The sequence below is a fragment of the Acetobacter sicerae genome (genome assembly GCF_011516765.1).
Taxonomy (GTDB): Bacteria; Pseudomonadota; Alphaproteobacteria; order Acetobacterales; family Acetobacteraceae; genus Acetobacter; species Acetobacter sicerae.
The window spans coordinates 294991-321670 of the sequence record NZ_JAAABN010000002.1; the positions used below are offsets into that span (position 1 = coordinate 294991).

Here is a 26680-nt window from a genome sequence, read left to right on the forward strand (position 1 = left end):
GGCGCGGAAGAGTATGAGTGTGACCATGTTGACGGTCAGTGAAGATGAAGCGGACATTCGCCTCGACCGGTATTTCCGTCGCCATTACCCCCATCTGACGCAGGGCGCGTTGCAGAAGCTCTGCCGCACGGGACAGATCCGTGTGGATGGCAAGCGCGTTGAAGCCAATACGCGGCTCGTGCCGGGGCAGTCCGTGCGGGTGCCGCCCATTCCCATAGCTGCGAAGCCGTCCCGCGATGTGCCGAAAGCGCTGAACCCGAAGCTGGCCAGCGAAATCCGGAAGATGGTGATCTATTCGGACCCGCAGATCATCGTGCTGAACAAGCCGTCCGGTCTGGCGACGCAGGGCGGTCCCGGCATCACGCAGCATGTGGACATGATGCTGGACGGGCTGCGTGAGGGTGATGACCCACGCCCCCGCCTCGTCCACCGTATCGACCGCGATACCTCTGGCCTGCTGCTGCTGGCCCGCACGCCGGGCGTCGCTGCAAAACTGGCGGCGGCCTTCCGCGGACGTGACGTGAAGAAGACCTACTGGGCTGTCGTCGTCGGGCGTCCTGACCCGATGTCGGGTGAGATCGACCAGCCGCTCGCCCGTCTCGGGGCCGGACCGGGTTCGATCACCATTGCCGCCGACCGTAACGACGAGGACGCGCAGTCAGCCCGCACCGATTACGAGGTGCTGGACTCCGCGGCGCGCAAGTTCTCATGGCTGGGGCTCTCGCCCCTCACCGGACGCACCCATCAGCTCCGTGTTCATTGTGAATCGCTTGGCACGCCGATCCTTGGCGATCCGAAATATGGTGGCGACAAGGCGCATGTGGACGGTTTCACCGATCGTCTGCATCTGCATGCCCGCAGCCTTGTTCTGCCTCACCCGGCAGGCGGCTGGCTGGAAGTCAGCGCCGAACTGCCGCCACACATGAAAGAAACTTTCAGAGCGCTCGGCTTTACCGCCGGCTCAACCCCGGCTCCCCGCAGGAGATGAGCATGAAATTCAAGACGAAGCTTGGCCTTGGTGTCGGCGGTCTCGCCGTGCTGCTGGGCGGCACGGTTCTGGCCTCCGCGTTCATGGACGCGGACTGGATGCGGACACGCCTTGTCGAGGCCGTCGAGCATCAGACAGGCCGGACGCTCCGTATTGATTCGCTGCATATCTGGCTTCTGCCCTACCCTTGGATCAGTGCGCAGGGTGTTGGACTGTCCAACACGCCCGGCAGCGCGAACAGGGAAATGTTCACCGCCAATGAAGTGCGGGCGCGACTGGCGATTTCCCCACTGTTCCATCATCGGGTCGTGCTGGACGATGTGAGTCTTTCGGACCCGCATCTGACGCTTGAGCGCACGTCTGACGGCACTGCCAACTGGATTATGACGCCCCCCGCCTCTTCCGGCGGCGCTGACGATGGCGCAGCTTCGGGCGGTCATCAGCATTGGAATCTCGCGCTCGCAGCGCTCCATCTCAGGGATGGAGCGGCTTCCTGGAACGATGAGCGCAACCATGTCACCGGCACGGCCGATCTTGATCGCGCCGATCTGACCGGTCTTGACGGCACAATGGCCAAAATCGATGTGCGCGGTCATCACGGCAACGGCAGCTTCACTGTCAACGGGACGACCGGTCCCCTGCCCCCGATTGACGGGCAGCCCTGGCCACTCAACCTGACCGCGACCCTGTCAGCAGACAAACGCAAGGCGGGACAGATTCAGATTGGCGGCGTGGTCGCCGACCCTCTGCACGATGCGGGTTACGATATCCAGATCAACGGCACGATCAGTCAGTTACGTGATCTGGAAACGGTTTTCCCCAATGCCGGCCTGCCGGACGTAACGTCGGTTTCCCTACAGGCAGGCGTGACCGGCAGCGGGCGCACGCCCTCCTTGCGGATGCTGCACCTACGCACCGGACCAGCCAGCCTCGACCGTCTGATGACCGGTCTCAAAGCCAGCACCATCACTCTCGATGCTGACGATAACGACCAGCGCGTCGCCATCTCCATGAATGGCCAGCTGGATACGCAGCCTGTCACGGTCCATGGAACTCTCGGCACGCTGGCCCAGACCACGCAGGCGCTCCGCTCCCCTGACACCGCGCCCATGCCCGTGACGTTGTCACTGGGTGAAGGTGGCTCTTCCATCACCGTGGATGGTGTTGCTGGAGGCGGCAAGACCTCGCTCGACGTTCATGGAGCCCTTCCCACGCTGACATTTGGCGCGGGCAAGCCGAGCTTTCAGGGGCTCAAGGTCGATGGCCACATGACCAGTTCCGCGCCTCTGAGCGTGCTGGAAAAGGCTGATCCGGCGTCTCTGCTCAAGACATCCGAGGCAACGCTGGATGTTGGCGCGCAGAGAATGAGCTGGCAGTCCGTCGCATGGGAATCCCTCACCGCGCATGTGGTGATCAGCGGAGAAAAACTGACTGTCGATCCGCTGCATGGCAATGGAACGGGCAACACCCAGGGCATCGCCCAGTCCGGGCAGATCGTCTATGACGCCTCCGGCGCGACGCCGCATCTGACCATCACCGCTGCCCCCTTTGTTCTCCCTACCCAGATGATGCAGACCTCGACCGGCATGCCTCCCCTTGTGAACGGCTCCATGCAGGTCGTTGGCACTGTCACAGCCGATGGGTCCGGACTTGATGAATGGGAGCAGACCGCGACAGGCCATGTCGGTCTGTCGATGGTTGGCGGGCGCGTGGACGGCAAGGCTCTCGAGGCCATTCTCGGGCGAAATATCCCCATGCGCGGCACGCTCGCACTCCGGTGTTTCGGCGCTCACATGCAGCTTACCGATGGTCTGGCGACGATCGGACGACTGGGGCTGGAAGCCGATCTGCTGTCTCTGACGGGTCATGGCACCGTCAAACTCACCAATGGGGCGCTTGATCTTCATCTTTCGCCACGGATCGGTGTAGGCGGCGCTGCTGCCTCGTCTCCGGTTGCGGTGACCGGCACAGTGGATACGCCCCAGCCGCGTCTTGAACCCGGCGCGGATGGTCGTTTCGCCATCTCGATCGGGGGCGCGGGTGACACAGGCGATCAATGCCCCGACCTGCTGGCCACGGCACGGGAAGGAGCCCCCGGTCCCGCTGCCGCGCCACCACCGGCCAACAAGGCAGGCGGCATCATGAATATGCTGAAAGGCCTCCTGCGATGAGCGAGAAGAAGAAGTTCTCGGCGGATGGTCCTGCGCCGCGCAAGCGCTTCTGGACGCAGGCGAGAGTAGAACCTGCGGACAACGGTTTTGCCGTTCTGCTGGATGGCAAACCGGTGAGGCTGCCGGGGCGTGCGGTTCTGCAGGTGCAGTCCCGCACACTGGCCGAAGCATTGGCCGCCGAATGGCAGGCTGCGGGCATGGATGATCCGCAAAAACGTTTTGCGGCAGAAGACCTTCCACTGACCCGTATTGCGGGCACCATGATCGAGCGCGTCACACCTGACCGCCAGCATTCTGTCGATACGCTGGCCGGTTACGGTGAGCATGATCTGCTCTGCTATCGCGCGGAAGCTTCCGATCCTCTGGGTTCCAGACAGGAAGAATTGTGGCAGCCGTGGCTGGACTGGCTGCGGGAGACCTATGGCGTCACGCTGACCGTGACGCATGGTCTGATGCCTGTTCCTCAACCGCCAGCCTCTCTGGAAAAACTGAAACAGGTTCTGTCAGAACGTAGCGATGCCGTTCTGGCCGCACTCGGTGTCTGCGTTCCTGCGCTTGGCAGTCTGACGCTGGGACTGGCTGTGATTGATGGCTGTCTGGACGCCGAGCGCGCCGTCAATATCGCCACACTGGATGAGCGGGCACAGATGGAGCGCTGGGGCGAGGACGTCGCGCATCTGGACCGTATTGCGACAATGAGCGCGGACGTGACGGACGCAGCCCGGTTTGTTTCTCTCGCAGAGAACAGATGATTTTGCTGCATGAAAATCCATTTCTGTAAAAGACGTTTATTTTCTTAGTGATATCGGGACGAAGTCTTTTTCGACTTTGTCCCGTTCAGGCTGAAATCTGTAAAATCTGATCTGTTCATATCAGACTGATTCCATCAAACCGCATACGAACATCTCTTTTTGATGGCGCGAACATCTTGGGACACAGCATATTCTTTCTGGGTTTGCTAGCATATGTTTGCGTTCAAAAAGGATTTCATAAGTGAATAAAGACAAACTAAACGAATTAAAGTTTATGAACATTAGCAATACCTGCAAGATTTATGGAATTGGCCGCACATATTGCTACAAACTTCTCGCCGAAGGACACATCAAAGCCAAAAAACTTGGTGGAAGAACACTGGTTTCCACTGAGTCTGCCAATAAATATTTCAACAAACTGCCGGATTACAAATCGCAGGCATCAGTCTGAGGAGAACACACACATGGATCGTGTGATCGTTTATCCTGCTCAGGTCATTGCCGATACTGATACTCTGATCTCGCAGCGAAATACTGAACGCGCCATTGGTCAGGCTGTTGCAATGACCATGGGCGGACCCGGCCCCTTTGCAAGCGGTCTTGCCGCTACCTGCTCTGGCTCGGATCTGGTGGTTAATGTCGCCAGCGGCCAGATCAATGAAGGCGCTACAGCGGATTCAACTACTTACGGCACGCTTTCTGCTGACAGCACCATCATCATGCGCCAATACACGGCGGCAGCGACAAGTTTTACTCTGACAGAATCAACTGCGGCACAGACTTACTATATTTACGCCACAGTCGGCCTCAGCGATACCGGCTCGACGATGCTGCGTTATCTGGATGCTGCCGACAACACCAAAACGCTCTCGGGCGAAGACGATACAGGGACCGCGCAACCCACCCAGAGAACAGCGGTGGCTACGCTGAACATTTCCACCACGACGCCTCCGGCAAACGCCATTGCGCTCTGGCGCATTGATCTGCCTGCGAATGCGACAAGCGTTACGCAGTCCATGATTTCTCTTGATAATGACAGTCTTTTTTATCCCAAGATCCCAGCGCTCGCACCAAAAGACTCCCCGGCCTTTATCGGCACCCCGACCGCCCCAACTCCGGCGGCTGGAGACTCATCAAACCTGCTTGCAACAACAGCATTCATCACAAACTGGTCGGCTGGGAACCTTCTTCAAAGCGACATTTATTTTGGACCGACCGCTACTGCCGGCGGTTACAACGTCCTGCAGATTTCCATTGAATCCAGAACAAAGTTTCTGATTGTCGAACTCAGCGGCGGTGGCGGCGGTGGTGGCGGCGTTCCAACATGCTCTTCCTCTCAGGGAGGGACCGGTGGCGGCGGTGGCGCTGGTGGATATTGCCGCTTCATGGTCGATGTCTCGAAAATCCAGTGGCCTGTCACCGCAACACTGGGAGCCGGTGGCCGCGGTGGACAGTCCTCCTCAACCGCCATGACCGGCAATGCAGGAGGATCGGCGGCCTTCGGGAACATGGTAGTCGTGACGGGCGGTTTCGGCGGCCTTGTCGCGCAGGGCGGTGGTGTCGCCATCATCGGTGGCGCGGGCGCGGGCGGTTCTGTTCAGGTCACCACCGCAACCGGCATTACGGTTCTGAACAACGCAACAGGCCAGAGCGGATTTTCAGGACACGTCTCCGGTGTCTCGGAAAATTACTTCTTCGGATATGGCGGCGCGGGCGGCGCCCGTGCGCCCTATTACGCAGGCGGCTGGGAATCAGGTTCGGGAGAGACCGGTAAACCCGGCGACCCCGGCGGCGGGGGCTCCGGCTCCTGTGTGGCCCCAGGTGGCACTTACAAAAACGGCGGTGATGGCGGCCCATCCTGGCTCACCGTCACACAATATGGATAAGGCATTATATATGAACTATTTTTTTGAAGGCTGGGCAGGTCTCATGCTTCCCGGATGGACCGAGCTGACTCTTGCCGGTTACGATCGGGTTCCCGTGAATTTCATGGCCCTGGGCGGCGGCAGTGAAACACGCCCGGAAGTCGATCTGGTCTTTCCGGCGCCTCAGGCGACCTACCCTGTCTGTGCCGGTATCGGACTGTTCACATCGGATAGCGGCAATGACGGACCGATCGTTTATTGGGAATTCTCCCACTGGGACAACACAGGTAAGAATGCTTCCATCCTGCTGCCTGTCCCCGAAGTCACTCTTCTGCTGGATCGTACACAGACCTGGCAGGATGGCGCAGCCATTGGACGCACGGCCGCTGGCGGCACGGTGTTCGTCGGTCAGGACGTAACGCTGGTTGACGGACGCTACTGATCTTACGCCCATGCAGCGGGACATTTCTCCGCTGCATGGGCACTTCTTCATCTTTTTTCTATTTATTGTAGATCAGGAAAGCGATTATCCGCAGTCCTGTCCTATTTGTCAGACCCGCTCCTTACCCGCTCTGGCGGCTTCCCGTGCGGCCTGCTTCTCTTCCTCGGTCCAGATCTTGCGCTCACGCACTTTCTGCGGCTTGACCTGCTTGACGGGTCCACCGCCAAGCACGGGAGGACGCATGGTTGAGTTCTGCGCCTCGTCCGAATGCCATTCGTGGTCAGCATGCACAGTCAGGGCACGACCGATTTCCCGCTCCACGTTATGCAGCCAGGCACGCTGCTCGGCATCACACAGCGTGATGGCGTAGCCACTGCGTCCGGCGCGGCCAGTCCGGCCTATGCGATGAACATAGCTTTCCGGCAGGCTCGGCAGATCATGGTTGAAAACATGCGTGACTGTATCAACGTCGATACCGCGTGCCGCGATGTCCGTTGCGACAAGCACCTGTACATCACCGGCGCGGAACGCTTCCAGAGCCCGCTCCCGCTGACCCTGCGACTTGTTGCCGTGCAGCGCCTCAGCAGTAATACCCGCTTCAGTGAGGAACGCGCAGACTTCGTTTGCGATGTTTTTCTGCAGGGTGAAAACAACCGCCTGCCCGATATCAGGTGTCTGCTGCAATTGCGCCAGAAGAGCTGTTTTCTTGTCCGCAGCATCCATGAACATGACCGACTGCTCAATCCGATCGACAGTCGTTGAAGGGGGAGCAATCTCGACCTTCGCCGGGTCGCTCAGAAGACTGTCCACCAGAGCGGCGATGGATTTCGGCATCGTTGCCGAGAACAGCACCGTATGTCGATCTTTCGGTAGCGTCGCGACAATGCGTTCGATCGGTTTGGCGAAGCCCATATCCAGCATCTGGTCAGCTTCATCCAGCACGATCGCCTCAAGCTGAGACAGGTCGCAAAGCCCCTGCTCGATCAGATCCAGCAACCGTCCCGGTGCGGCCACGATGACGTCCACGCCTTCCTTGAGCGCATTGACCTGATGGAACTGGCTGACGCCGCCAAAAATCGTTGTGACCCGAAAATCCAGATGACGCCCAAAGCTCTCGAAACCATCGGCAATCTGGGAAACCAGTTCACGGGTCGGTGCGAGAACCAGAACGCGGGCGCCCCCCTTGGGTGCCGGACGAGGCGTCTCGGCAAGCCGATGAAGCAGAGGCAGCACGAAGGACGCCGTCTTGCCTGTCCCGGTCTGCGCCATGCCCAGCAGATCGCGGCCTTCAAGGAGCAGGGGAATGGACTGGGCCTGAATAGGGGTCGGCTTGACATAGCCTTCTTCACCCAGAGCGCGCAGCAGAGCCGGAGAGAGGGCGAGATCTTCAAAAGTCATGGACATGGTCAAGCGGCGCCTCCGGCGCTCAGTAAGGTTGCGCCTAATCGGGCTTCGCTAAGTCAGAAAGCGGGCTTTTACGGGCGATGCGGCACCGCGTCAATGTAAAGGCGAAGCGAATGCTGAATCCCCCCTCAATGCGTGAATGATCGTTCGCAATTTCAAACGTCGCTTACTTCTCTTTTTCTGTTCCATTCAGATCGTCGCAACCGATAAAGAACATGGCGACGCAGGGGATGTCCTTTCTTGACGAGAGGATGATCAAAATCACCATCCTCATCACGCTGCATGCCCAGCTTTTCCATGACACGGCGTGACTTGAGATTGTGGGGAACAGTGATGGCAATGATTTCAGGAAGTTTGAGTATCTTGAAGCCAAACTGTATGGCGGCAGTGGCCGCTTCAGGCGCGTACCCGTTTCCCCAGAAAGGACGCGCGATACGCCATCCTATTTCGACCGCAGGTGTAAAATCCGCCTCATAACCAATCCTGCGCAGTCCGACCGTTCCAATAAAACGTAAATCTTCCTTGCGCTCAACAGCCCACAAACAGAAACCATGCGCTTTCTGATGAGCAATCTGGTCATCAATCCATGCGCCTGATGCCGCTTCCCGTTTGAGCGGCATCATGAACTCCATAACCTCCGGATCTACCGACATATCGACAAAAGATATGCGATCCGCATCATTCCAGGGACGTAAGTTCAATCTTTCCGCTGAAATAATCATGCACTTCCACCAGCACCAGAAAGCGTCACATGATTATTCACATTCGCCTTTCAACAAGATCACACCGTTTCAAGAAAAGCGTCCCTACTCCGTCGCCCAGCGTTCGATCTCAACCCCAACTGAATCAAGGTCAGAAAAGATATCGAGTTTTTCAACGCTGATCCGAACCACCCGCACCCGACGGTCCTTCATCACCTCAATGGCGATACGTTCAGCCAGTGTCTCCACAAGCTGCGTATGGGTCTCCGTCGCCAGACGACGGATCGTCAGAACGGCCGTCTCGTAAGAAACTGTCCGACTGAGATCATCCACGCCTTCCGTCAGGTCACGACTGTCATCCACACCAAACGAGACATTGATGCGAACGCGCTGCGTCACACCCTGCTCATGTGGAAAAACGCCGATATAGGCGTCAACAATCATATCCTTAAGAAAGAGCCGCCTTACAGCCAGATCAGCAGGCCAGGGTGCCAGAATTGTCATTGCGCTACTCTTCCATCACATGGGTGGAGACCGAAGGTGAGTAATACCACTGAAGATGCTGCGCCCCATCCAGCGCCAGCATCTGTCCCGTTACGGACGGCAGCATCAGAAACGCCAGCAGGGCGCGTGACACTTCTTCCGGCGACGTTCCTCGCCCAAGCGGCACAGACTCACATTGCGCCTGAAACTGTTCCTGCGTCTGACGCGTGCTCGGCAGCGCAGGCCCCGGACCGATGGCGTTGACCCGGATTTTCTTTGGAGCCAGCGCCAGCGCCATTGTCCGGGTCAACGTCCAGAGCGCCGATTTGGAAACGGTGTAGCTGACAAAATGCGGGGTCAGGGACCACACACGCTCGTCGAGCATGTTGAGCACCATCCCTTCCCTATCGGCAGGAAGCTGCTTCGCAAACTCCTGCGTCAGCACATAAGGCGCCCGCAGATTGGGCTCCATATGCGCGTCCCAGCTTGCGCGGGTGACCGTGTTCCACTCATCCCTGTCGAAAGTGGAGGCGTTGTTGACCAGAACACCGACAGTTCCACCCAGTTCGGCGACGGCTTTCGCGATGAGACCCGTGACTTCCTTTTCTTCGGCAAGATCGGCACGCAGCAGGCAGCATTGCCGCCCCATGGCTTCGACTTCCCGTTTCAGGGAGTGCGCGTCATCCTCGCCAGACCGATAATGCACCGCCAGAGAAAAACCCGCCCCCGCCAACGCCAGCGCCATGGCGCGACCCAGCCGTTGAGCGCCGCCAGTAATGAACGCAATGCGGGGAATGTCCGGGGCAATCAATGTTCCGGCGAGGGAGGCTTCAGCGGTCATACCGTCTCTCATCACTCTGTCTGCGTTTTTATATCAGTCGTCTGGCGCTCACCGCCGCCGCCAGCGTGCCATCGTCCAGCACATCCAGCGCGCCACCCATCGGAACGCCCTGCGCCACACGGCTGACCACCACGTCATAGGGAGCGATCTTTTCCTGCAACCAGTACATGGTTGTCGCCCCCTCCACGGTCGAGCCAAGAGCCAGAATGACTTCCCTTATGGAACCCTCTCGCAGCCGCTCGAACAGGGAACCGACGTTCAGGTCTTCGGGACCAATGCCCTTGAGAGCCGACAGCACACCGCCAAGAACCTGATAGACACCACGATGGGCGCCGGCTCTCTCCAACGCCCACAGATCGCTGACGGTTTCGACGACACACACAATATCATGCGGACGGTCGGGATCGCTGCAAATCCGGCAGGGATCGGTCACGTCGAGGTTCCCGCACACCGAGCAGGTCTTCACCGACGTTGCAGCGCTTTCCATCGCACGCGCCAGCGGAAGCATCCGGCGCTGCGGATCACGCAACAACGCCAGCGCCACCCGTCGCGCCGATCGGGGACCAAGCCCCGGCAGGCGGGCGATCAGACCGATGAGGTGATCAATATCGGCAACAGCCATCCGTTAAGACCGGACTGCCGTAGCTCAGAACGGCAGCTTCAGTCCCGGCGGCAGGTTCAGACCACCCGTAACCTTCTGCATTTCTTCAGAAGCCGTCTTGTCGAGACGCGCCTTGGCATCCGCACAGGCTGCGACGATCAGGTCCTGCAACATTTCCATCTCGGTCGGGTCAGCCAGCTTCGGGTCGATCGTGATCGCTTTCAGATCACCCTTTCCGCTGAGCGTCACGGTCACCATGCCCGCACCGGCGCTGCCCTGAATCTCGATTTTCTCGAGGCTGGCCTGCATCTCTTCCATCTTCGACTGCATCTGCGAAGCCTGCTTCATCAGTCCGGCAAGATTTTTCATGTTCAATCATCCCTGCATACACGATGGCTGACGACCACAGGCGTGGTCCGACCAGCATCAAACTGTCAGTCCTGTTCTTCGGGGGCGTCCAGTTCCGGGTCAAGCCCTATTGCCAGCGGCCCAGCGTCCAGCGCCTCGAAATCTTCGGGAGGCAACCCGTAATGGTCGTCGAGAGTGTGGTCCCGCACATCGCCGAGTTCAGCATCCGGAAACACACCGAGAATCGCCTGCACCAGCGGGTGATTCGATGAACGACGGTTATGAAGCTGGATGATCTCGGCGCTCTGCTCAGCCAGTGTCGGCTCGCCCTGCGCCTCTGCCGCGCGCACCACCCACTCGTTTCCAAAGTTTGCACGGAGCATTTCCTGCAGCCGCTTCACAAGGTCCGGAGGAGCCGGATTATCCACCCGCACCTCAACCAGAGGCGGAGCAAACGTCACCAGATGGGTGGAATGGCACAGATGGCCGTGCAGGGTCGCCTCGCGGCTGTCCTTCACGAAGGCCACCAGTTCACGCCAGCTACGAGGAGGCCGCGGACCTGACGGCGCGGCTGCTCTGGCCAAAGGGATCGGTTCGGATGATCCCTCCCCAACATCACCCCACCGCTCATTGGCGACTCTCTGACGCCTGCTTCCATCATCCGGCGGCATCATGGCGTGGGGCGCATCCCGCCCGTCATCCGCCACCCGGTTTATGGGAGCGGCTACCTGTGCGGCTTTGCCGGAACGCAGTTTTTTCAGCAACTCTTCCGGCGGCGGCATCGTTGCGGCATGACAAAGGCGGATCAGCACCATCTCCGCTGCCTCACGACGTAGCGGCGCATCATCGACTTCCGAAATCCCTTTCAGAAGCATCTGCCAGAGACGCGACAGTGTGGAGAGCGACAGGGAACTGGCGAAGGCAGCCCCTCTCGTCCGTTCCATTTCCGGCAGTTCGAGCGTGTCTTCCAGCCCCCGGACGGTTTTCAGACGCGTGACCGTGTGAGTCAGTTCGGCCAGATCACGGAGCATCAGCCCTGGATCATTGCCTCGATCATACATGCTGTCGGAAAGCCGGATCGCCTCCGTCACATCGCCGCGCATCAGACAGTCGAACAGATCGAAAATCGCCGCACGGTCGGACAGGCCAAGCATCGCAGCGACACCGGCTTCCGTGACGCTGCCGTCGCTCGCCCCCAGCGTGCCAGCCCCCTGCGCGATCGCCTGATCCAGCAGGGACAGTCCATCACGCACCGAACCGTCAGCCGCGCGGGCAATGAGTTTCAGCGCCTCCTGTTCGGCGGAAACATGCTCCTTTTCGACGATCCCTGTAAAAAAGGAGAGCAGTTCTGACTGGGAAACCCGGCGAAGATCGAATCGCTGGCAACGGGATAGCACCGTGATCGGCACTTTCCGCAGTTCGGTCGTGGCAAAGATGAATGTTACCTGTGGCGGCGGCTCTTCCAGCGTTTTCAGCAGCGCATTGAAGGCGTTGCGCGACAGCATGTGCACTTCATCGATGATGAAGACTTTCATGCGCCCCTGAATCGGGCGGAAATGACAGGCCTCGATAATCTCACGGACATCATCGACACCGGTGCGGGAAGCGGCATCCATTTCCAGCACGTCGGGGTGGCGGTCAGCCAGAATGGCCACACAGTTCGGACACACGCCGCAGGGGTCCGCCGTCGGGCCACCCTTGCCATCAGGACCGATACAGTTGAGGCCACGGGCAATGATTCGGGCTGTGGTGGTCTTGCCCACCCCGCGAACGCCGGTAAGCATGAAAGCGTGTGCGACGCGACCGACCGCAAAAGCGTTTCTGAGCGTGCGGACAAGAGCGTCCTGACCGATGAGCTGGTCGAGGGTTGCCGGACGATATTTGCGCGCCAGAACCCGATAGGCAGCAGCAGGTTTCGCGGCTTCTTCCTGAGAAGGTTTTTCGGGAGCTTCCGGCGACTGAATGGCGACAGCGTCCGTCTGACCGGCACCGGCCGGGCCTGACGCTTCTACCGGTGCTTCGCCGAAAAAGAGTCCCATCCCCTCACTCGGCGGCAATGGCAGATCGTCGTCCGCCTCTCTATCACTGTCAGGCATGGTTCCAGCCAATCCGCTTTCAGCCCGCGCAGGCTTGCAGCCGGGCTTGACAGCCTCTCTGGCGGATCTGTTTCCTGTTCAAAGGAAGGTGAGAGACCTGCAACAACCCGAGCAAAACTTACTGCGGCTGCTTCCTTCCGGATCTGACCGGGTTGGCAAGGCGCCCGTCCGTCACAGATCTCCCGTCAAGTTGAATAGCACACGGCCCTGCCAGGCGCAAAGCCATCCGGACACAAATTTTTATTGCATCCATCCTCATCGCTTCGCGCTTTCCCTTTCCTAACAGCTTTTAAACCTCCCTGTTTCAGGATCAGGAGATCGGCGTTTTCCTCGGATTTTCTCTCAGGCAAGTGACAGGGTCATGAAATTTTTTCCGCAGCGGCCCGTCTTATGGCTGGCATTTCTTTCGGAACAGCCCAAATATGGTGACAGGGTCACGTTCAGGCGGCGTGGCCTTATACGCCAGACGGCGAAAGGAGTGTCTTGATCATGCTGTCACGCAATCTCGAACAGACGTTGCACCGGGCACTGACGCTGGCGGGTGAGCGGCATCATGAATACGCAACGCTTGAGCATCTTCTGATCGCTCTGATTGATGACCCGGACGCGGTAACCGTCTTCCGGGCCTGCGGCGTTGATCTGGATAAACTCCGGGGAGATCTGACCGAGTTTCTCGACAAGGATCTGGCAGGTCTGACTGCCGAGCGCACTACGGAGCCGAAGCCGACCGCAGCGTTTCAGCGCGTCATTCAGCGTGCCGCCATTCATGTGCAGTCCACGGGCCGCGACGAAGTCACGGGCGCCAATGTGCTGGTCGCCCTCTTCGCCGAACGCGAGAGCCATGCTGTCTACTTCCTGCAACTGCAGGACATGACGCGTCTCGACGCCGTAAACTTCATCTCGCACGGAATCGCCAAGGCTCCGGATCGCTCCGTACGACGGAGCTCGAACGGAGCGCCTACAGGCTCGGCCGAAAAAGACGAGACCGGCAGTGAGGAAAAAGGACGGGGTTCCGCCTCCAAGACCGGCGAGGCTCTGGCCACTTACTGCGTCGACCTGAACAAAAAGGCCGCCGAGGGAAAGATCGATTCCCTGATCGGGCGTGACTCGGAAGTAGAGCGCACCATCCAGATTCTCTGCCGCCGCACGAAGAATAATCCGCTTTATGTGGGTGATCCGGGCGTCGGCAAGACGGCCATTGCCGAAGGTCTGGCCAAACGAATCGTTGAAGGCGATGTGCCGGAAGTTCTGCTGAACGCCACCATCTACTCGCTCGACATGGGCACCCTGCTGGCAGGCACGCGCTACCGTGGCGACTTTGAGGAACGCCTGAAGGCTGTGGTGAACGACCTTGAGCAGAATCCGGGCGGCATCCTGTTCATTGATGAAATCCACACTGTCATTGGTGCCGGTGCGACTTCGGGTGGCGCCATGGATGCGTCCAACCTGCTGAAGCCCGCACTGGCTGCCGGAACACTGCGCTGCATCGGTTCGACGACCTACAAGGAATTCCGTCAGCACTTCGAGAAAGATCGCGCCCTTGTCCGTCGATTCCAGAAGATCGACGTCGAGGAACCGAATCTCGATGACGCCGTGAAGATCCTTCGTGGCCTGAAGACGAACTACGAGAAGCACCACAAGGTCCGCTACACGGATGATGCGATCCGTGCGGCCGTGGAGCTGTCGGTCAAATATATCCATGACCGGAAGCTGCCGGACAAAGCCATCGACATCATTGACGAGGCCGGTGCTTCACGGATGCTCCTGCCTGAAAGCAAGCGTCGGAAGACCATCACGCTCAAGGATGTGGAAGACACGATCGCCAAGATCGCCCGTATCCCCGCCAAGACCGTGTCGGCTGACGACAAGGAAGTTCTGCGGGCTCTGGAACGTGACCTGAAGAACATGGTGTTCGGTCAGGACAAGGCCATTCAGACACTGTCGGACGCCATCAAGCTGGCTCGTGCCGGCCTGCGTGAACCCGAGAAGCCGATCGGCAACTATCTGTTCTCTGGTCCTACCGGTGTCGGCAAGACCGAAGTCGCTCGCCAGCTGGCCAGCACCCTCGGCATCGAGCTGATCCGGTTCGACATGTCCGAATACATGGAGCGCCACTCCGTTTCCCGACTGCTTGGCGCGCCTCCGGGCTATGTCGGCTTCGATCAGGGTGGCCTGCTGACGGACGCTGTGGATCAGCATCCGCATGCCGTGCTGCTTCTGGATGAAATCGAGAAGGCCCATCCGGACCTCTATAACGTGCTGCTGCAGGTTATGGATCATGGACAGCTGACCGACCATAACGGCAAGACTGTCGACTTCCGCAACGTCATTCTCATCATGACGACCAATGCGGGCGCGGCTGATCTGAGCAAAGAGGCTATCGGTTTCGGGCGTGACACCCGTGAAGGCGAAGATCAGGAAGCGATCAAGCGTCTCTTCACGCCGGAATTCCGTAACCGCCTTGATGCGATCATTCCGTTCGGCAATCTCCAGCCGGAAACGGTTGGCCGTGTGGTCGAGAAGTTTGTGCTTCAGCTGGAAGCACAGCTGGCGGATCGGAACGTCACGATCGAGATGTCTTCTGCGGCCAAGGAGTGGCTGGCGGAGCGGGGTTACGACCGTCTGTATGGCGCCCGTCCTCTGGGTCGCGTCATTCAGGACTCGATCAAGAAACCCCTGTCCGAAGAGCTTCTTTTCGGTCGTCTGACAAAAGGCGGAGCGGTCAAGATCTCCGTCAAGGACGGCGAGCTTTCGTTCGAATATCTCGAGAACGCCACGTCTTCACCGGCAGCCGAGGCTCCGGAAGAAGGCGAGGAAAAGCAGGATACGAACGGCCTCTCATCCTGAACAAAAGAGTGGCCCTGCTTTAAGAGCAGGGCCACCTTCCCTTGCACCGATGTGCCAGAAGCGGCATTGTCCGCCCACAACAGGCAAAAAGAGGGAGATGATGGAGGGTAAATCAGCACGCAACGGTATTATCCTGCACACTGAGGCAGATTTTCAGGGCCTGCGCGCTGCAGGAAAACTGGCTGCAGAAACGCTGGATATGATCACCGAGTATGTGCGTCCTGGTGTGACGACAGGCGAACTCGACACCATCATTCACGAATTCACTCTCAAGAATAACGCGACGCCGGCGACACTTGGCTATCGCGGCTATCCAAAATCCAGCTGCATCTCGATCAACCATGTCGTGTGCCACGGCATTCCGGGTGATCGTAAATTGCTGGACGGTGATATCCTGAATATCGATGTCACATGTATTCTGGACGGATGGTATGGTGACACCAGCCGCATGTATATCGCGGGCAAAGCTCCCAAAAAGGCCGAAAAGCTGATTGATATCACCTATGACAGCATGATGGCCGGCATCGAGCAGGTGCGTCCGGGCGCAACACTGGGTGATATTGGCCACGCGATCCAGACAGTCGCGGAAAAGCAGCGCTATTCCGTTGTGGAGGATTTCTGTGGTCACGGCATCGGCCGCACCTTCCATGCCGCTCCGAATGTTCTTCACTTCGGCGAACCCGGAACGGGTCTGGAACTGAAGGCTGGCATGGTCTTCACCATTGAGCCGATGATCAATATCGGCAAACCGGAAGTGAAAATCCTTGAGGATGGATGGACAGCGGTCACACGTGACCGTTCCCTGACAGCGCAGTTCGAACATATGCTGGGCGTCACGGAAAACGGGTATGAGATTTTCACGCTCTCCCCGAAAGGCTATACACGCCCTCCCTACAGCGCGTGATCAGCTCCTCCTGAGCACACGACACACGGCAAACATAAAGAATCTCTGGCGGTCATCTTTGTTGGAAACGAAGACCGCCAGAAGCTTTTCGCCTAAAGCGCCTACAGATAAATAATGCGCGGAAGCTGCTTTCCAGAGAAGCAGCCTTCCGGAAGCCTGCCTGAAAAAGCTTCACCAGAAACCTCTCATGATTTAAAAGAGCGTTTTCCAGCAGACTTCTGAAAGTCTTCTGAGCTCTCCTCATTTTTCATTGAAGCAGGATCGTGCCCGTGTTGCCTTCCGTCGCAGTCCGTATCCTCTCACGGAAGAAACACAGACAGCCTTTCTTCTCACTCACAACAGGTCTCATCGCCTGCCTGAGTTTCTCCACCAATGGCTGGGCGCAGACATCCGCCCTTCCCGCTGGTGTGCCTGACCCACTGGCCTATACAGCCTCCGTGCAGCCACCGGCGTCCGACAGGCCTGTCTCTGCCCGTCATGGAATGGTGGTCTCCGCGCAGCATCTCGCTTCCGAAGTCGGCGCCAAGATACTGGCGCAGGGCGGAAACGCCGCTGATGCCGCCGTCGCCGTTGGTTATGCGCTCGCCGTGGTTTACCCAGCGGCAGGTAATATTGGCGGTGGTGGCTTCATGGTTCTGAAGCCACGACAGGGACAGGCTGTTTTCATAGATTTCCGTGAAAAAGCGCCACTCGCTTCTACGCCAGACATGTTTCAGGACGCCAGCGGACGGGTCATCCCCGCCCTCTCGACGGCCGGGTGGAAAGCTGTCGCTGTTCCCGGAACCGTGGCGGGCCTCGAATATGTGCGGGAGCGCTGGGGACACCTTTCCCGCGCCACACTCGTGGAGCCCGCCATTCGTCTGGCGCGGGAAGGCTTTGTTCTGGAAGAAGGCGATGTCGCCCTGCTTCGTCCCTTCGAGAAGGAATTCAGTGCTGATCCTGTTGTCAGCAAGATCTTCCTGCGACCGGATGGTCAGTCTTTCCGTCCCGGCGATCGCCTTGTGCAGACCGACCTCGCCAACTCCCTTTCAGAAATCTCCCGCCATGGTGGGGATGTTTTTTATAAAGGCAGTATAGCCCGTCGGGTGATTGACGCCAGCAAACGCAATGGCGGTATTCTGCAGATGGCGGATTTCAGCGGCTACAGACCTCGCGTCATGCCGCCCCTGACCTGTTCCTATCGCGGTTACCACATCGACACGGCGCCGCCTCCAAGCGGTGGTGGCATCGCCCTGTGCGAAATGCTGATGATCCTGTCTGGTTATGATCTCGGTGCGGAAGGACTGCACAGCGCCACGGCTCTCCGTCAGCAGATCGAAGCCATGCGTCACGCCTATTCCGACCGGCGCGATCTGGGCGATCCGGCCTTCGTCTCCAATCCCGTCGATCATTTGCTGGACCCGGCTTATTCCGTGCAGATTCGGAACGCCTTGCCCAATGCCGGAGCGGTGAAGTCAGAAGCCCTCACTGCAGGTTCTGCCGCCCCCGCCTCTTCAGTCACAGCCCCTGTTCCGCCTGTGAACAGGGAAAAACACGAAACCACACAGTTCTCGGTCATGGATTCTTCCGGACTGGCGGTTTCCACCACCTACACGCTCAACGGCTGGTTTGGAGCGCGGGTCATAGCGCCGGGCACAGGCTTTTTCCTGAACGACGAAATGGACGATTTCTCCACCAAACCCGGTGAGCCCAACATGTTCGGCATCATCGGCAGTCAGGCGAACGCCATCCAGCCCGGAAAGACTCCTCTTTCTTCAATGGCTCCGACCATCGTTTCCAAAGACGGAAAGACGGTCATGGTCATCGGCAGTCCCGGCGGCTCACGCATCCCCACCATCGTGCTGTCGGTCATCACCGGCGTGATCGACTATCACCTGAATATCCAGCAGGCCATTGATCTGCCGCGCTTTCACGAACAGTGGGAACCCTCGACCATTGAAGTCGAAAAAGGCGCGGTCGATGCTGCTGTTGCGAAGACCCTGAATGAACAGGGGTATGTTTTCCACGATCATGCCGCATGGGGTATTCCGGAAGGGATCGTCACGGGCGTTCTCGCCCCCACACGGGACGGACAGACGCTTCTGTTCGGCGGCGCAGACCATCGTCATCCGGGCGGCGCTGCGGTAGGCGAGTAAAAACATTCGTCCCGAATTAAGACGTCCCTCCTCGCCTTGGGACTAGTGCAACGTCGGCGCGGATGCTACTGACGCCCCAAAGAGAGCGGTGGACAAGGGTTTGCCGCTTTTCCATTCCGACCACCGCAGAACCCCGGAGAGAATGCGCATGGCCCCGGCCGAAGGCACCCGACAGATCAAGAAGGTCGTTCTGGCCTATTCAGGCGGCCTCGATACTTCAGTCATCCTGCGGTGGCTACAGACCACTTACGGCTGTGAAGTCGTGACCTTCACGGCTGATCTCGGTCAGGGTGAAGAGCTGGAACCGGCTCGCAAGAAAGCCGAAATGTTCGGCGTGAAGGAAATCTTCGTCGAAGATCTGCGTGAGACCTTCGTGAAGGACTTCGTGTTCCCGATGTTCCGGGCGAATGCGTTGTATGAAGGCCAGTATCTTCTCGGCACTTCCATCGCCCGTCCGCTGATCGCCCAGCGTCAGATCGAGATCGCCGAACAGGTTGGCGCTGACGCCGTGGCGCATGGCGCGACCGGCAAAGGCAATGATCAGGTCCGTTTCGAACTGGCCTACTATGCGCTGAAGCCCGACATCACCGTGATTGCGCCGTGGCGTGAGTGGGATCTGACGTCCCGCACCCGTCTGCTGGCGTTCGCGGAAGAGCATCAGATTCCCGTGACCCGCGACAAGCGCGGTGAAGCTCCGTTCTCCGTGGATGCGAACCTTCTGCACTCTTCTTCCGAAGGCAAGATCCTCGAAGATCCCGCTGTCGGACCGGAAGAAATTGTCTTCCAGCGTACGATTTCGCCGGAAGCCGCTCCGGATGTCGCAACGGAGATCACCATCGATTTCGTCTCGGGTGACCCGGTTGCGATCAATGGCGTCGCCATGTCTCCGGCAACGCTGCTGACCAAGCTGAACGAACTCGGCAAGGCCAACGGCATCGGTCGTCTCGACCTTGTCGAAAACCGCTTTGTGGGCATGAAGTCACGCGGCATTTACGAGACGCCGGGCGGCACGATCCTTCTGACGGCTCACCGCAGCATCGAATCCATCACGCTCGACCGCGAGGCCATGCACCTCAAGGACAGCCTGATGCCGAAATACGCCGAGATCATCTATAACGGCTTCTGGTTCTCGCCGGAGCGCCGCATGTTGCAGGCTCTGATCGACACGTCCCAGCATTCCGTAACGGGTCGCGTGCGCCTGAAACTCTACAAGGGCAACGTGATCTGCGTGGGTCGTGAAAGCCCGAACAGCCTGTATGACACCCGCGTCGTCACCTTTGAGGATGACGAGGGCGCTTACAACCAGCAGGACGCTCAGGGCTTCATCAAGCTCAATGCCCTGCGCCTGCGTCTGGGTGGTCAGATCGGTCGACGTGGGGGCGCGCTCTGAGGCGCGTCTCTCCGATCTGAATGACAATCCTGACAATAGTTTCGAGGGAATAGCTGTGCGTTCTTCACTGACTTCAATCCGTCTCCGCACCCTGCTTCTGGGCGGACTGCTCTGCCTGCCGATCGTGGGATGCAGTCATGAGGATCCGGAACTGACGCCTGAGCAGATCATGCAGAAGGAGATTTCCCAGCCCGGCGTCAAGGTTCTTCCCGACGGACTGGCCTACAAGGTTCTGGCTTCGGGACCAAAAGATGGCCCCTCGCCCAACAAGGGCGACAGCATGATGCTGATTTATGAAGGCCGCCTGCCTGACGGATCGATCTTCGACAGTTCCGACCAGCACGGTCAGGGCGCTTACATGCGCATGCCGCTGGACGGTCTGGTTGAGGGATGGATGGAAGCGCTTCCCATGATGCATGTCGGTGATACCTGGATGCTCTATGTCCCGGCGAAGCTGGGCTATGGCAAGCGTGAGATGGGCATCATCCCGTCAAACAGTCCGCTGATCTTCAAGATTCAGCTGCTTGGCGTAGAACACGGCGGACAGCAGTAAACAGAAAGGCCGGGTCTCTGACCCGGCCTTTTTCGTTCTGGCGCTCAGTTCTTTTTTCCGCCGGACTTTTTCCCTGATTTCTTTTCGGGAAACATCGCCTTGCAGGCAGGGCTCAGCTTGTCCCGTTTCGATTGCAGACAGGCCGCGATCTTCTTTTCATTCGGGATCGAGAGCGCGCAGAACTTCAGGGCATCCCCTTTACAGGCCGCCGTCTGCTCTTCGCGTGTTGCGGCGAATACGGTCTCCGGGGAGACTGCGGACACCAGAAGTCCACAGGCAGCCGCGAGAAAAAGGTGCCGACAGGATGTCATAGGTTTCACTCAGAATTCCTTCCATGCTCCAGAGTGGCGCAGCATGCCACCTGCGACCAGAACAGTCCGGATACTCAGGCAGATCTCATGCGTTTGTTCTTCCATAACATCTCTGCACGAAAAAAGTTGGTTTTACTTCTGGCAATCCTCATTCTCCCCGGCGGATGCTCCCGACACAAAAGCCCGCGTTATCTGTACGGCTCCAACTGCGGCATCTGTCATCATGGCGGCGAAGGCATGGCAGGCTCGGTGCCGCCGCTGAGCGGACGGATCGACCGCATCGCCGCGACCCCGGAAGGGCGTGTCTATCTGGCCTCCGTCCTCATGAACGGGGTCAGTGGCCCGATCAAGGCCGCAGGGATGCCTTACCGCGCCGAGATGCCGCTTTTCCGGTATCTTTCGGATGAGGAAGCCGCCACTATTCTTTCATGGCTCTCACAGCAGGGCGGGACGAAACCCGCCCCGGAAATCAGACGGGAAGACATCGCCGCAGCCCGCGCGCATCGCATTTCGGCGGGAGAGGTTGCAGAAATGCGTGCGAAACTCGACCTGAAACATCCTCTGCCGTAAGACAGGGGCAGACTGTCGCGACCTAGGGATCTGAGCAGCAAGAATGACACGTGTATTTTCCGGCATCCAGCCGACCGGTATTCCTCACCTCGGCAATTATCTCGGCGCGATTCAGAACTGGGTCGCGTTGCAGGCAGATCATGAATGCATCTTCTGTCTGGTTGATCTTCACGCCCTGACAGTCTGGCAGAACCCAGCAGACCTGATAGCGCAGACCCGTCAGCAGACCGCCGTTCTGCTCGCCTCCGGGATCGACGCCGAAAAGCACATCCTGTTCAACCAGTCCGCTGTCAGCGCCCATACGCGGCTGGGATGGATCTTCAACTGTGTGTCACGCCTCGGCTGGCTCAACCGGATGACCCAGTTCAAGGACAAGGCAGGCAAGGATCGGGAAAATCATTCCGCCGGTCTCTATGTCTATCCCAACCTGATGGCCGCCGATATTCTGGCCTACAAGGCCGTGAGGGTGCCGGTAGGTGATGACCAGCGCCAGCATATCGAGCTGGCCAACGACATCGTTAAAAAGTTCAACCACGACTACGAGGTTGATTTCTTTCAGGAAATCGAACCCTTCGTTCCCGCTCAGGCCGCCCGTGTGATGAGCCTGCGTGATGGTTCGAAAAAGATGTCCAAATCCGATCCGTCAGTGCAGAGCCGCATCGACCTGACCGATGACGCCGATACGATCGCCCTCAAGATCCGGCGCGCCAAAACCGATCCGGAGCCCCTGCCCTCCTCCATCGAAGGACTGGCGGACCGGCCCGAAGCCCGCAATCTTGTCGGTCTGTATGCAGCCTTGGGCGACCTGACGCCGGAACAGGTTCTCGCCCAGCATGGCGGCGAAGGTTTCGGTCCTTTCAAGAAGGCGCTGACGGACGTGATGATCGCCCGCATCGAGCCGATTGCACAGGAAACCACACGCCTGCTCGAAGATACCGAGCACCTCGATCATGTGCTGCGCACTGGAGCCGCACGGGCGGCGGCCATCGCCAACCCGATCGTGGATGAGGTAGAGCGGATTGTCGGTCTGCTGAAATAACCATCCGGAGAACACAGCCATGACAGCCATCCTGCCTGCTGAAGTGCTTGAAAAGTCCGCAACGGTTCTTGAGCAACTGAAAGCGGCAGGGCTGATGGTCATCACAGCGGAAAGCTGCACGGGCGGTCTGGTGGCGGGGGCGCTTACGGCCCATGCCGGCTCGTCTGCCGTGGTGGCTGGTGGGTTTGTGACCTACTCGAATGCGATGAAGCAGGCGGCGCTCGGTGTGTCTGCGGACATGCTCGCCCAATGGGGCGCGGTGAGCGCGCAGGTGGCGCAGGCGATGGCTGAAGGCGCTCTTGCGCACGCGCCGGACGCTGGCATTGCCGTCTCACTGACGGGCGTGGCCGGGCCGGATGGCGGCAGCGAGGAGAAACCGGTCGGGCTTGTCTGGTTTGGCCTGCAACGCGCAGGCAAGCCACCTATCACACAGAAAAAGATATTTGGCGGGGACAGAACGGAAGTCCGCGCTCAGTCCGTCCTGCATGCCTTGAAGATGATACAGGACAGTATCTGATCTTGCTGTCTGGCCTACCGCGCATCGACGACTGCCATACCAGACAGACAGGCCATCCAAAGACTTTCGGACAGCCTGACTTTATTACTGAAGACTGATCAGAATCTCACGCACTGGCTCGTGCGCTGATACCCAGATGATACCCTTCCCTGTTGAGAATCTTGATCGCTGCCTCGGCATACTTTGCGGTCAGGGCCGATGCATTGCCGGGAGTGCAATGAAAACTCAGGGAAACAGCGATATTCGCCGATTGCGGCAGGAAGGACACTGATGGCGCCGGTGTGGCCAGAACCTGTTCGTCGCCCTGCAACAGGCTGAGCAGAAGCGCACGCGCCTTGTCGAGATCATCGCGGTAGTCGATCAGCAGGCCGACTGTCGCCACGACGCTTTCGGCCTGCGAACTGTTGATCACGACATTGTTCGACAGCGCGCCATTGGGCACATAGATGAATTCGTTGTTCGCATCCCGCATTACCGTCCGGAACATTTCAATCGAAACGACAGTGCCCGAGCTGCCACCGGCCGTGATGGAATCTCCGACCTCAAAGGGACGGAACAGCAGGATCAGAACGCCACCCGCAAAATTGGCGAGACTGCCCTGAAGCGCCATGCCGACCGCCAGTCCAGCAGCGCCGAGCACGGCGACAAACGAAGTCGTGGCAATGCCGACCATCGACGCCACACTGATGAGCAGCAGCGCTTTCAGCAGAAGCCCCACAACACTGAGAAGAAAGCCCCGGAGCGTCGGCTCGACATGACTGGCGGCCATCATCCGTCCCATGGCGCGCGTCACCATGTTGATGACGGTCCAGCCGACCAGAAGCACGACGAGAGCAAGAACAAACTGCCCGACATAGCCCAGTATGACCGGCATCAAGTTGTTGATCTGCGTCCAGAGCGAAGTAACCTGCTTTTCCATCAGTATCCTCAATCGTTTGATAGAGCTTTGTCTGGTGCTTACCGTCTAAATGTGAGTGGATCATGACAGGCCCCTGCACGCAGGACACTGCTGGGATGCCATCAATTCCTGTAAACCGCAGTGCCGCACGCGGACATTGCGCGCAGAGAGCCGGGATTCTTTCATCCGCAGGATGTATGAACCGCAGGTTCGGGAAAGGGAGAAAGTTCTCACTTCTGAGTGATCCGGTCGGCCTGTCCCGGCAAAAATGGACGCTCCGGTTTCCCCTCGGAAGGCTCTTTCAGTCGCCAGTGCGAAAGCGGTTTTTCACCGGTCGCCTGATCTTTCGAGTAGCTTTTACCCTTGAGATTGCCTCCGGAAAGACTATCTCTTTGAGCCATGAACACACATCAGTCTTCTCCCCACGATCCTGTCGGCTGGCATGGCACCACCATCATCTGCGTACGCCGGGGTGGAGAGGTCGCCATGGCCGGAGACGGTCAGGTTTCCCTCGGTTCCACGGTGGTCAAGGGCAACGCCCGCAAGGTCCGGCGCATCGGCTCGAACCAGCAGGTTCTCGCCGGTTTCGCCGGAGCGACAGCCGATGCGTTCACGCTTCTGGAGCGACTTGAAGCCAAACTGGATCGCTTTCCCAACCAGCTTGAGCGGGCCTGCGTGGAACTGGCGAAGGACTGGCGGACAGACCGCTATCTGCGTCGTCTGGAAGCCATGCTGATCGTCGCGGACCGGCAGGGTTCCTACACGGTGACCGGCAATGGCGACGTGCTTTCGCCCGAGGATGGCATCATCGCCATCGGATCTGGCGGGAATTACGCCCTGTCCGCGGCGCGCGCGCTGCTGCCTATGGAAGGACTGACCGCAAGCGATATCGCACAGCGGGCCATGAAGATCGCAGGAGATATCTGCGTCTACACCAATCATTCCGTTACGATTGAAACCCTGCACTCGGATGATGAGAAGGCGGCGTAACCATGACCATCAATCATTTCTCCCCCGCCGAGACCGTCACTGAACTCGACCGCTATATCATCGGCCAGAATGACGCGAAACGCGCCGTCGCCATTGCGCTGCGGAACCGCTGGCGGCGCGCGCAGCTTCCCGAGGGCCTGCGTGAGGAAGTCGTTCCCAAGAACATTCTGATGATCGGCCCGACCGGCTGCGGCAAGACCGAAATCGCCCGTCGTCTGGCCAAGCTGGCGCAGGCTCCGTTCATCAAGATCGAGGCGACCAAGTTCACCGAGGTCGGCTATGTCGGCCGGGACGTGGAGAGCATCATCCGCGATCTCGTGGAAAACGCCATCGTCATGCTGCGTGAACAGCGCCGCAAGGATGTGCGTCCACGCGCCGAGGAAGCCGCCGAAGAGCGTCTGGTTTCCATTCTCGCCGGCGAGGCGTCTTCCGCCGACACACGTTCGCATTTCCGCAAGCTGCTGCGTAGCGGCACGCTGGATGACAAGGAAATCGAGATCGCCATCGCGCCTGATCCGACAACCCAGAGCGGCGGCGATGTACCCGGCATGATGCCCGGTGGTCCGATGAATTTCGGCGACATGATGAAGAACATCATGGGACGCGCCCCACAGACCCGTCGTCTTACTGTCTCCGCCGCCCGCGAACAGATCGTGCGCGAGGAAGCCGACAAGCTGCTGGACAACGACGCGCTCAACCGCGACGCGGTGCAGCATGTGCAGGATAACGGCATCGTCTTCCTCGACGAGATCGACAAGGTCTGCGCGCGTTCTTCCGAAGGGTTCCGGGGTGCAGACGTTTCCCGTGAAGGCGTGCAGCGGGACCTGCTGCCGCTGATCGAAGGCACGACGGTCTCGACGAAATATGGTTTCGTGAAAACGGACCATATTCTCTTCATCGCGTCCGGCGCGTTCCACCTCGCGAAACCGTCCGACCTGCTGCCAGAGCTTCAGGGCCGTCTGCCCATCCGCGTGGAGTTGCAGCCCCTGAGCCGTGACGATCTTCGGCGTATCCTGACCGAACCGGAACACTCCCTGTGCAAGCAGTATGTTTCCCTGATCGGCACGGAGGGTGTGACCCTCACCTTCACGGATGGCGCGGTGGATGCTCTGGCTGAACTGGCCGCCGACGTGAATGAGCGTGTCGAGAATATTGGCGCACGTCGTCTGGCCACGGTCATGGAGAAGCTGCTCGAGGATGTGTCCTTCACGGCCTCCGAACATGAAGGCGAGACCATCACGATTGATGCGGACCTTGTTCGTGAGCGTGTCGCGCCTCTTGCCCAGCAGGGCGATCTCAGCAGGTTCATTCTCTGATGCCGGGCGAGGCTTTTGTCCGTCCGGAGGACGATACCGCTGCGGACGCCATCGAAGCGATCGGCGATGAACTGGCGCTGTTCGATGACTGGATGGACCGTTACCAGTACATCATCGAACTGGGGCGCAAGCTGCCTCGCTTCCCGAAGGAATGGGAGGATGACGCCCATCGGGTTCCCGGTTGCCAGAGTCAGGTCTGGCTGGAAGCCCAGATGGATGACGGGACGATGTACTTTGCCGGCACATCGGACGCCGCCATCGTGATGGGGCTCGTAGCGCTGCTGTTGCGTGTCTATTCCGGTCGGACGCCCGAGGAAATTCTGGAGACAGAACCATCTTTCCTGAGTGATCTGGGACTGGTGCAGGCTCTTTCCACCAATCGGGGCAATGGCGTGGAAGCGATGGCGCGAGCCATTCGATCGGCAGCCGCTCAGGAAAACAGTCGCCTCGCTGAGGGGTGATTGTTTTCCTGTCTGACTGTTCCGGAAAAATACAAGCCTCTGACTGGCAATTCAGCC

The 26680-nt window shown here is 59.0% G+C and carries 27 protein-coding genes and 1 other RNA gene; 17 read left to right on the forward strand and 11 right to left on the reverse strand.

The annotated features are described in order from the left end of the window. The first annotated feature begins 13 nt into the window (after positions 1-13). The 6 genes from GVI59_RS03855 (at position 14) to GVI59_RS03880 (ending at position 6218) form a co-directional block, all read left to right on the forward strand. Complete coding sequence (locus tag GVI59_RS03855; RefSeq protein WP_173572975.1) at positions 14-988, forward strand: RluA family pseudouridine synthase; 975 nt, start codon at positions 14-16, stop codon at positions 986-988. Positions 989-990: 2 nt separating this feature from the next. Continuing rightward, on the forward strand, positions 991-3159 hold the full coding sequence (locus GVI59_RS03860) for an AsmA family protein (RefSeq protein WP_242012925.1): 2169 nt from the start codon (positions 991-993) through the stop codon (positions 3157-3159). Next, complete coding sequence (locus GVI59_RS03865) at positions 3156-3911, forward strand: ATP12 family chaperone protein (RefSeq protein ID WP_173572977.1); 756 nt, start codon at positions 3156-3158, stop codon at positions 3909-3911. The genes GVI59_RS03860 and GVI59_RS03865 overlap by 4 nt, the downstream gene beginning before the upstream one ends. Before the next feature lie 241 nt (positions 3912-4152). Beyond that, a complete protein-coding gene (locus GVI59_RS03870; RefSeq protein WP_173572763.1) occupies positions 4153-4362 on the forward strand; it encodes a helix-turn-helix domain-containing protein in 210 nt (69 codons plus the stop codon). Positions 4363-4375: 13 nt separating this feature from the next. After that, positions 4376-5797: a glycine-rich domain-containing protein gene (locus GVI59_RS03875; RefSeq protein WP_173572978.1), complete on the forward strand. Its 1422-nt coding sequence runs from the start codon at positions 4376-4378 to the stop codon at positions 5795-5797. Between the two features lie 10 nt (positions 5798-5807). Beyond that, a complete protein-coding gene (locus GVI59_RS03880; RefSeq protein WP_010665997.1) occupies positions 5808-6218 on the forward strand; it encodes a hypothetical protein in 411 nt (136 codons plus the stop codon). Positions 6219-6326: 108 nt separating this feature from the next. On the opposite strand, the gene GVI59_RS03885 is transcribed toward GVI59_RS03880, so the two are convergent. The 8 genes from GVI59_RS03885 to ffs form a co-directional block, all read right to left on the reverse strand. Further along, complete coding sequence (locus GVI59_RS03885) at positions 6327-7622, reverse strand: DEAD/DEAH box helicase (protein ID WP_173572979.1); 1296 nt, start codon at positions 7620-7622, stop codon at positions 6327-6329. Positions 7623-7777: 155 nt separating this feature from the next. Beyond that, complete coding sequence (locus GVI59_RS03890) at positions 7778-8344, reverse strand: GNAT family N-acetyltransferase (RefSeq protein WP_173572980.1); 567 nt, start codon at positions 8342-8344, stop codon at positions 7778-7780. 84 nt (positions 8345-8428) lie between these two features. Continuing rightward, entirely contained in the window at positions 8429-8827 is a 399-nt protein-coding gene (folB, locus tag GVI59_RS03895) for a dihydroneopterin aldolase (RefSeq protein WP_010666240.1), read from the reverse strand. 4 nt (positions 8828-8831) lie between these two features. After that, complete coding sequence (locus tag GVI59_RS03900; RefSeq protein WP_173572981.1) at positions 8832-9647, reverse strand: SDR family oxidoreductase; 816 nt, start codon at positions 9645-9647, stop codon at positions 8832-8834. Between the two features lie 28 nt (positions 9648-9675). Next, entirely contained in the window at positions 9676-10269 is a 594-nt protein-coding gene (gene recR / locus GVI59_RS03905) for a recombination mediator RecR (RefSeq protein ID WP_173572982.1), read from the reverse strand. Positions 10270-10293: 24 nt separating this feature from the next. Next, positions 10294-10617 carry a YbaB/EbfC family nucleoid-associated protein gene (locus GVI59_RS03910; RefSeq protein ID WP_010666243.1) on the reverse strand — a complete coding sequence of 108 codons (324 nt, stop codon included), beginning with the start codon at positions 10615-10617 and terminating at the stop codon, positions 10294-10296. Between the two features lie 65 nt (positions 10618-10682). Then, positions 10683-12692, reverse strand: a complete 2010-nt coding sequence (locus GVI59_RS03915) for a DNA polymerase III subunit gamma/tau (RefSeq protein ID WP_242012926.1) — start codon at positions 12690-12692, stop codon at positions 10683-10685. Positions 12693-12780: 88 nt separating this feature from the next. Then, an RNA gene (gene ffs, locus GVI59_RS03920) (signal recognition particle sRNA small type) lies at positions 12781-12875 on the reverse strand. A gap of 306 nt (positions 12876-13181) precedes the next feature. Between ffs and clpA the strand changes: the two genes are divergently transcribed. The 5 genes from clpA (at position 13182) to GVI59_RS03945 (ending at position 20521) form a co-directional block, all read left to right on the forward strand. Then, positions 13182-15539: an ATP-dependent Clp protease ATP-binding subunit ClpA gene (clpA, locus tag GVI59_RS03925; RefSeq protein ID WP_173572983.1), complete on the forward strand. Its 2358-nt coding sequence runs from the start codon at positions 13182-13184 to the stop codon at positions 15537-15539. A gap of 100 nt (positions 15540-15639) precedes the next feature. Further along, positions 15640-16443, forward strand: coding sequence for a type I methionyl aminopeptidase (gene map / locus GVI59_RS03930; RefSeq protein WP_173573062.1), 804 nt, complete (start codon positions 15640-15642; stop codon positions 16441-16443). 347 nt (positions 16444-16790) lie between these two features. After that, a complete protein-coding gene (gene ggt, locus GVI59_RS03935) occupies positions 16791-18578 on the forward strand; it encodes a gamma-glutamyltransferase (RefSeq protein WP_408736601.1) in 1788 nt (595 codons plus the stop codon). Positions 18579-18726: 148 nt separating this feature from the next. Beyond that, positions 18727-19968: an argininosuccinate synthase gene (locus GVI59_RS03940; RefSeq protein WP_026200219.1), complete on the forward strand. Its 1242-nt coding sequence runs from the start codon at positions 18727-18729 to the stop codon at positions 19966-19968. Positions 19969-20059: 91 nt separating this feature from the next. Next, a complete protein-coding gene (locus GVI59_RS03945; protein ID WP_408736602.1) occupies positions 20060-20521 on the forward strand; it encodes an FKBP-type peptidyl-prolyl cis-trans isomerase in 462 nt (153 codons plus the stop codon). Positions 20522-20565: 44 nt separating this feature from the next. Here the strand turns inward: GVI59_RS03945 and GVI59_RS03950 are convergent, their stop codons facing one another. Then, positions 20566-20832: a hypothetical protein gene (locus tag GVI59_RS03950; protein WP_173573065.1), complete on the reverse strand. Its 267-nt coding sequence runs from the start codon at positions 20830-20832 to the stop codon at positions 20566-20568. Positions 20833-20919: 87 nt separating this feature from the next. Between GVI59_RS03950 and GVI59_RS03955 the strand changes: the two genes are divergently transcribed. The 3 genes from GVI59_RS03955 to GVI59_RS03965 are packed head-to-tail and all read left to right on the forward strand — an operon-like array spanning position 20920 to position 22958. After that, positions 20920-21402, forward strand: coding sequence for a c-type cytochrome (locus GVI59_RS03955; RefSeq protein ID WP_173572984.1), 483 nt, complete (start codon positions 20920-20922; stop codon positions 21400-21402). Between the two features lie 43 nt (positions 21403-21445). Beyond that, positions 21446-22441 (forward strand): tryptophan--tRNA ligase, encoded by a 996-nt coding sequence (gene trpS / locus GVI59_RS03960; RefSeq protein ID WP_173572985.1) that lies wholly within the window; start codon positions 21446-21448, stop codon positions 22439-22441. 19 nt (positions 22442-22460) lie between these two features. Next, positions 22461-22958 carry a CinA family protein gene (locus GVI59_RS03965; RefSeq protein ID WP_173572986.1) on the forward strand — a complete coding sequence of 166 codons (498 nt, stop codon included), beginning with the start codon at positions 22461-22463 and terminating at the stop codon, positions 22956-22958. Positions 22959-23064: 106 nt separating this feature from the next. Here GVI59_RS03965 and GVI59_RS03970 read toward each other — a convergent pair whose 3' ends face one another. After that, complete coding sequence (locus tag GVI59_RS03970) at positions 23065-23877, reverse strand: mechanosensitive ion channel family protein (protein ID WP_194299008.1); 813 nt, start codon at positions 23875-23877, stop codon at positions 23065-23067. A gap of 209 nt (positions 23878-24086) precedes the next feature. Next, positions 24087-24257 (reverse strand): hypothetical protein, encoded by a 171-nt coding sequence (locus GVI59_RS03975; protein ID WP_173572987.1) that lies wholly within the window; start codon positions 24255-24257, stop codon positions 24087-24089. Between GVI59_RS03975 and hslV the strand changes: the two genes are divergently transcribed. The 3 genes from hslV to GVI59_RS03990 are packed head-to-tail and all read left to right on the forward strand — an operon-like array spanning position 24256 to position 26623. Beyond that, on the forward strand, positions 24256-24846 hold the full coding sequence (hslV, locus tag GVI59_RS03980; RefSeq protein WP_173572988.1) for an ATP-dependent protease subunit HslV: 591 nt from the start codon (positions 24256-24258) through the stop codon (positions 24844-24846). The two genes, GVI59_RS03975 and hslV, sit on opposite strands and share 2 nt — an antisense overlap. Before the next feature lie 2 nt (positions 24847-24848). Then, the gene (gene hslU / locus GVI59_RS03985; RefSeq protein ID WP_173572989.1) at positions 24849-26162 is read left to right on the forward strand and encodes an ATP-dependent protease ATPase subunit HslU; all 1314 of its coding nucleotides are present in this window, start codon (positions 24849-24851) and stop codon (positions 26160-26162) included. Further along, positions 26162-26623 (forward strand): SufE family protein, encoded by a 462-nt coding sequence (locus GVI59_RS03990; RefSeq protein ID WP_173572990.1) that lies wholly within the window; start codon positions 26162-26164, stop codon positions 26621-26623. Before hslU ends, GVI59_RS03990 begins: the two co-directional genes overlap by 1 nt. Positions 26624-26680 lie beyond the last annotated feature (57 nt).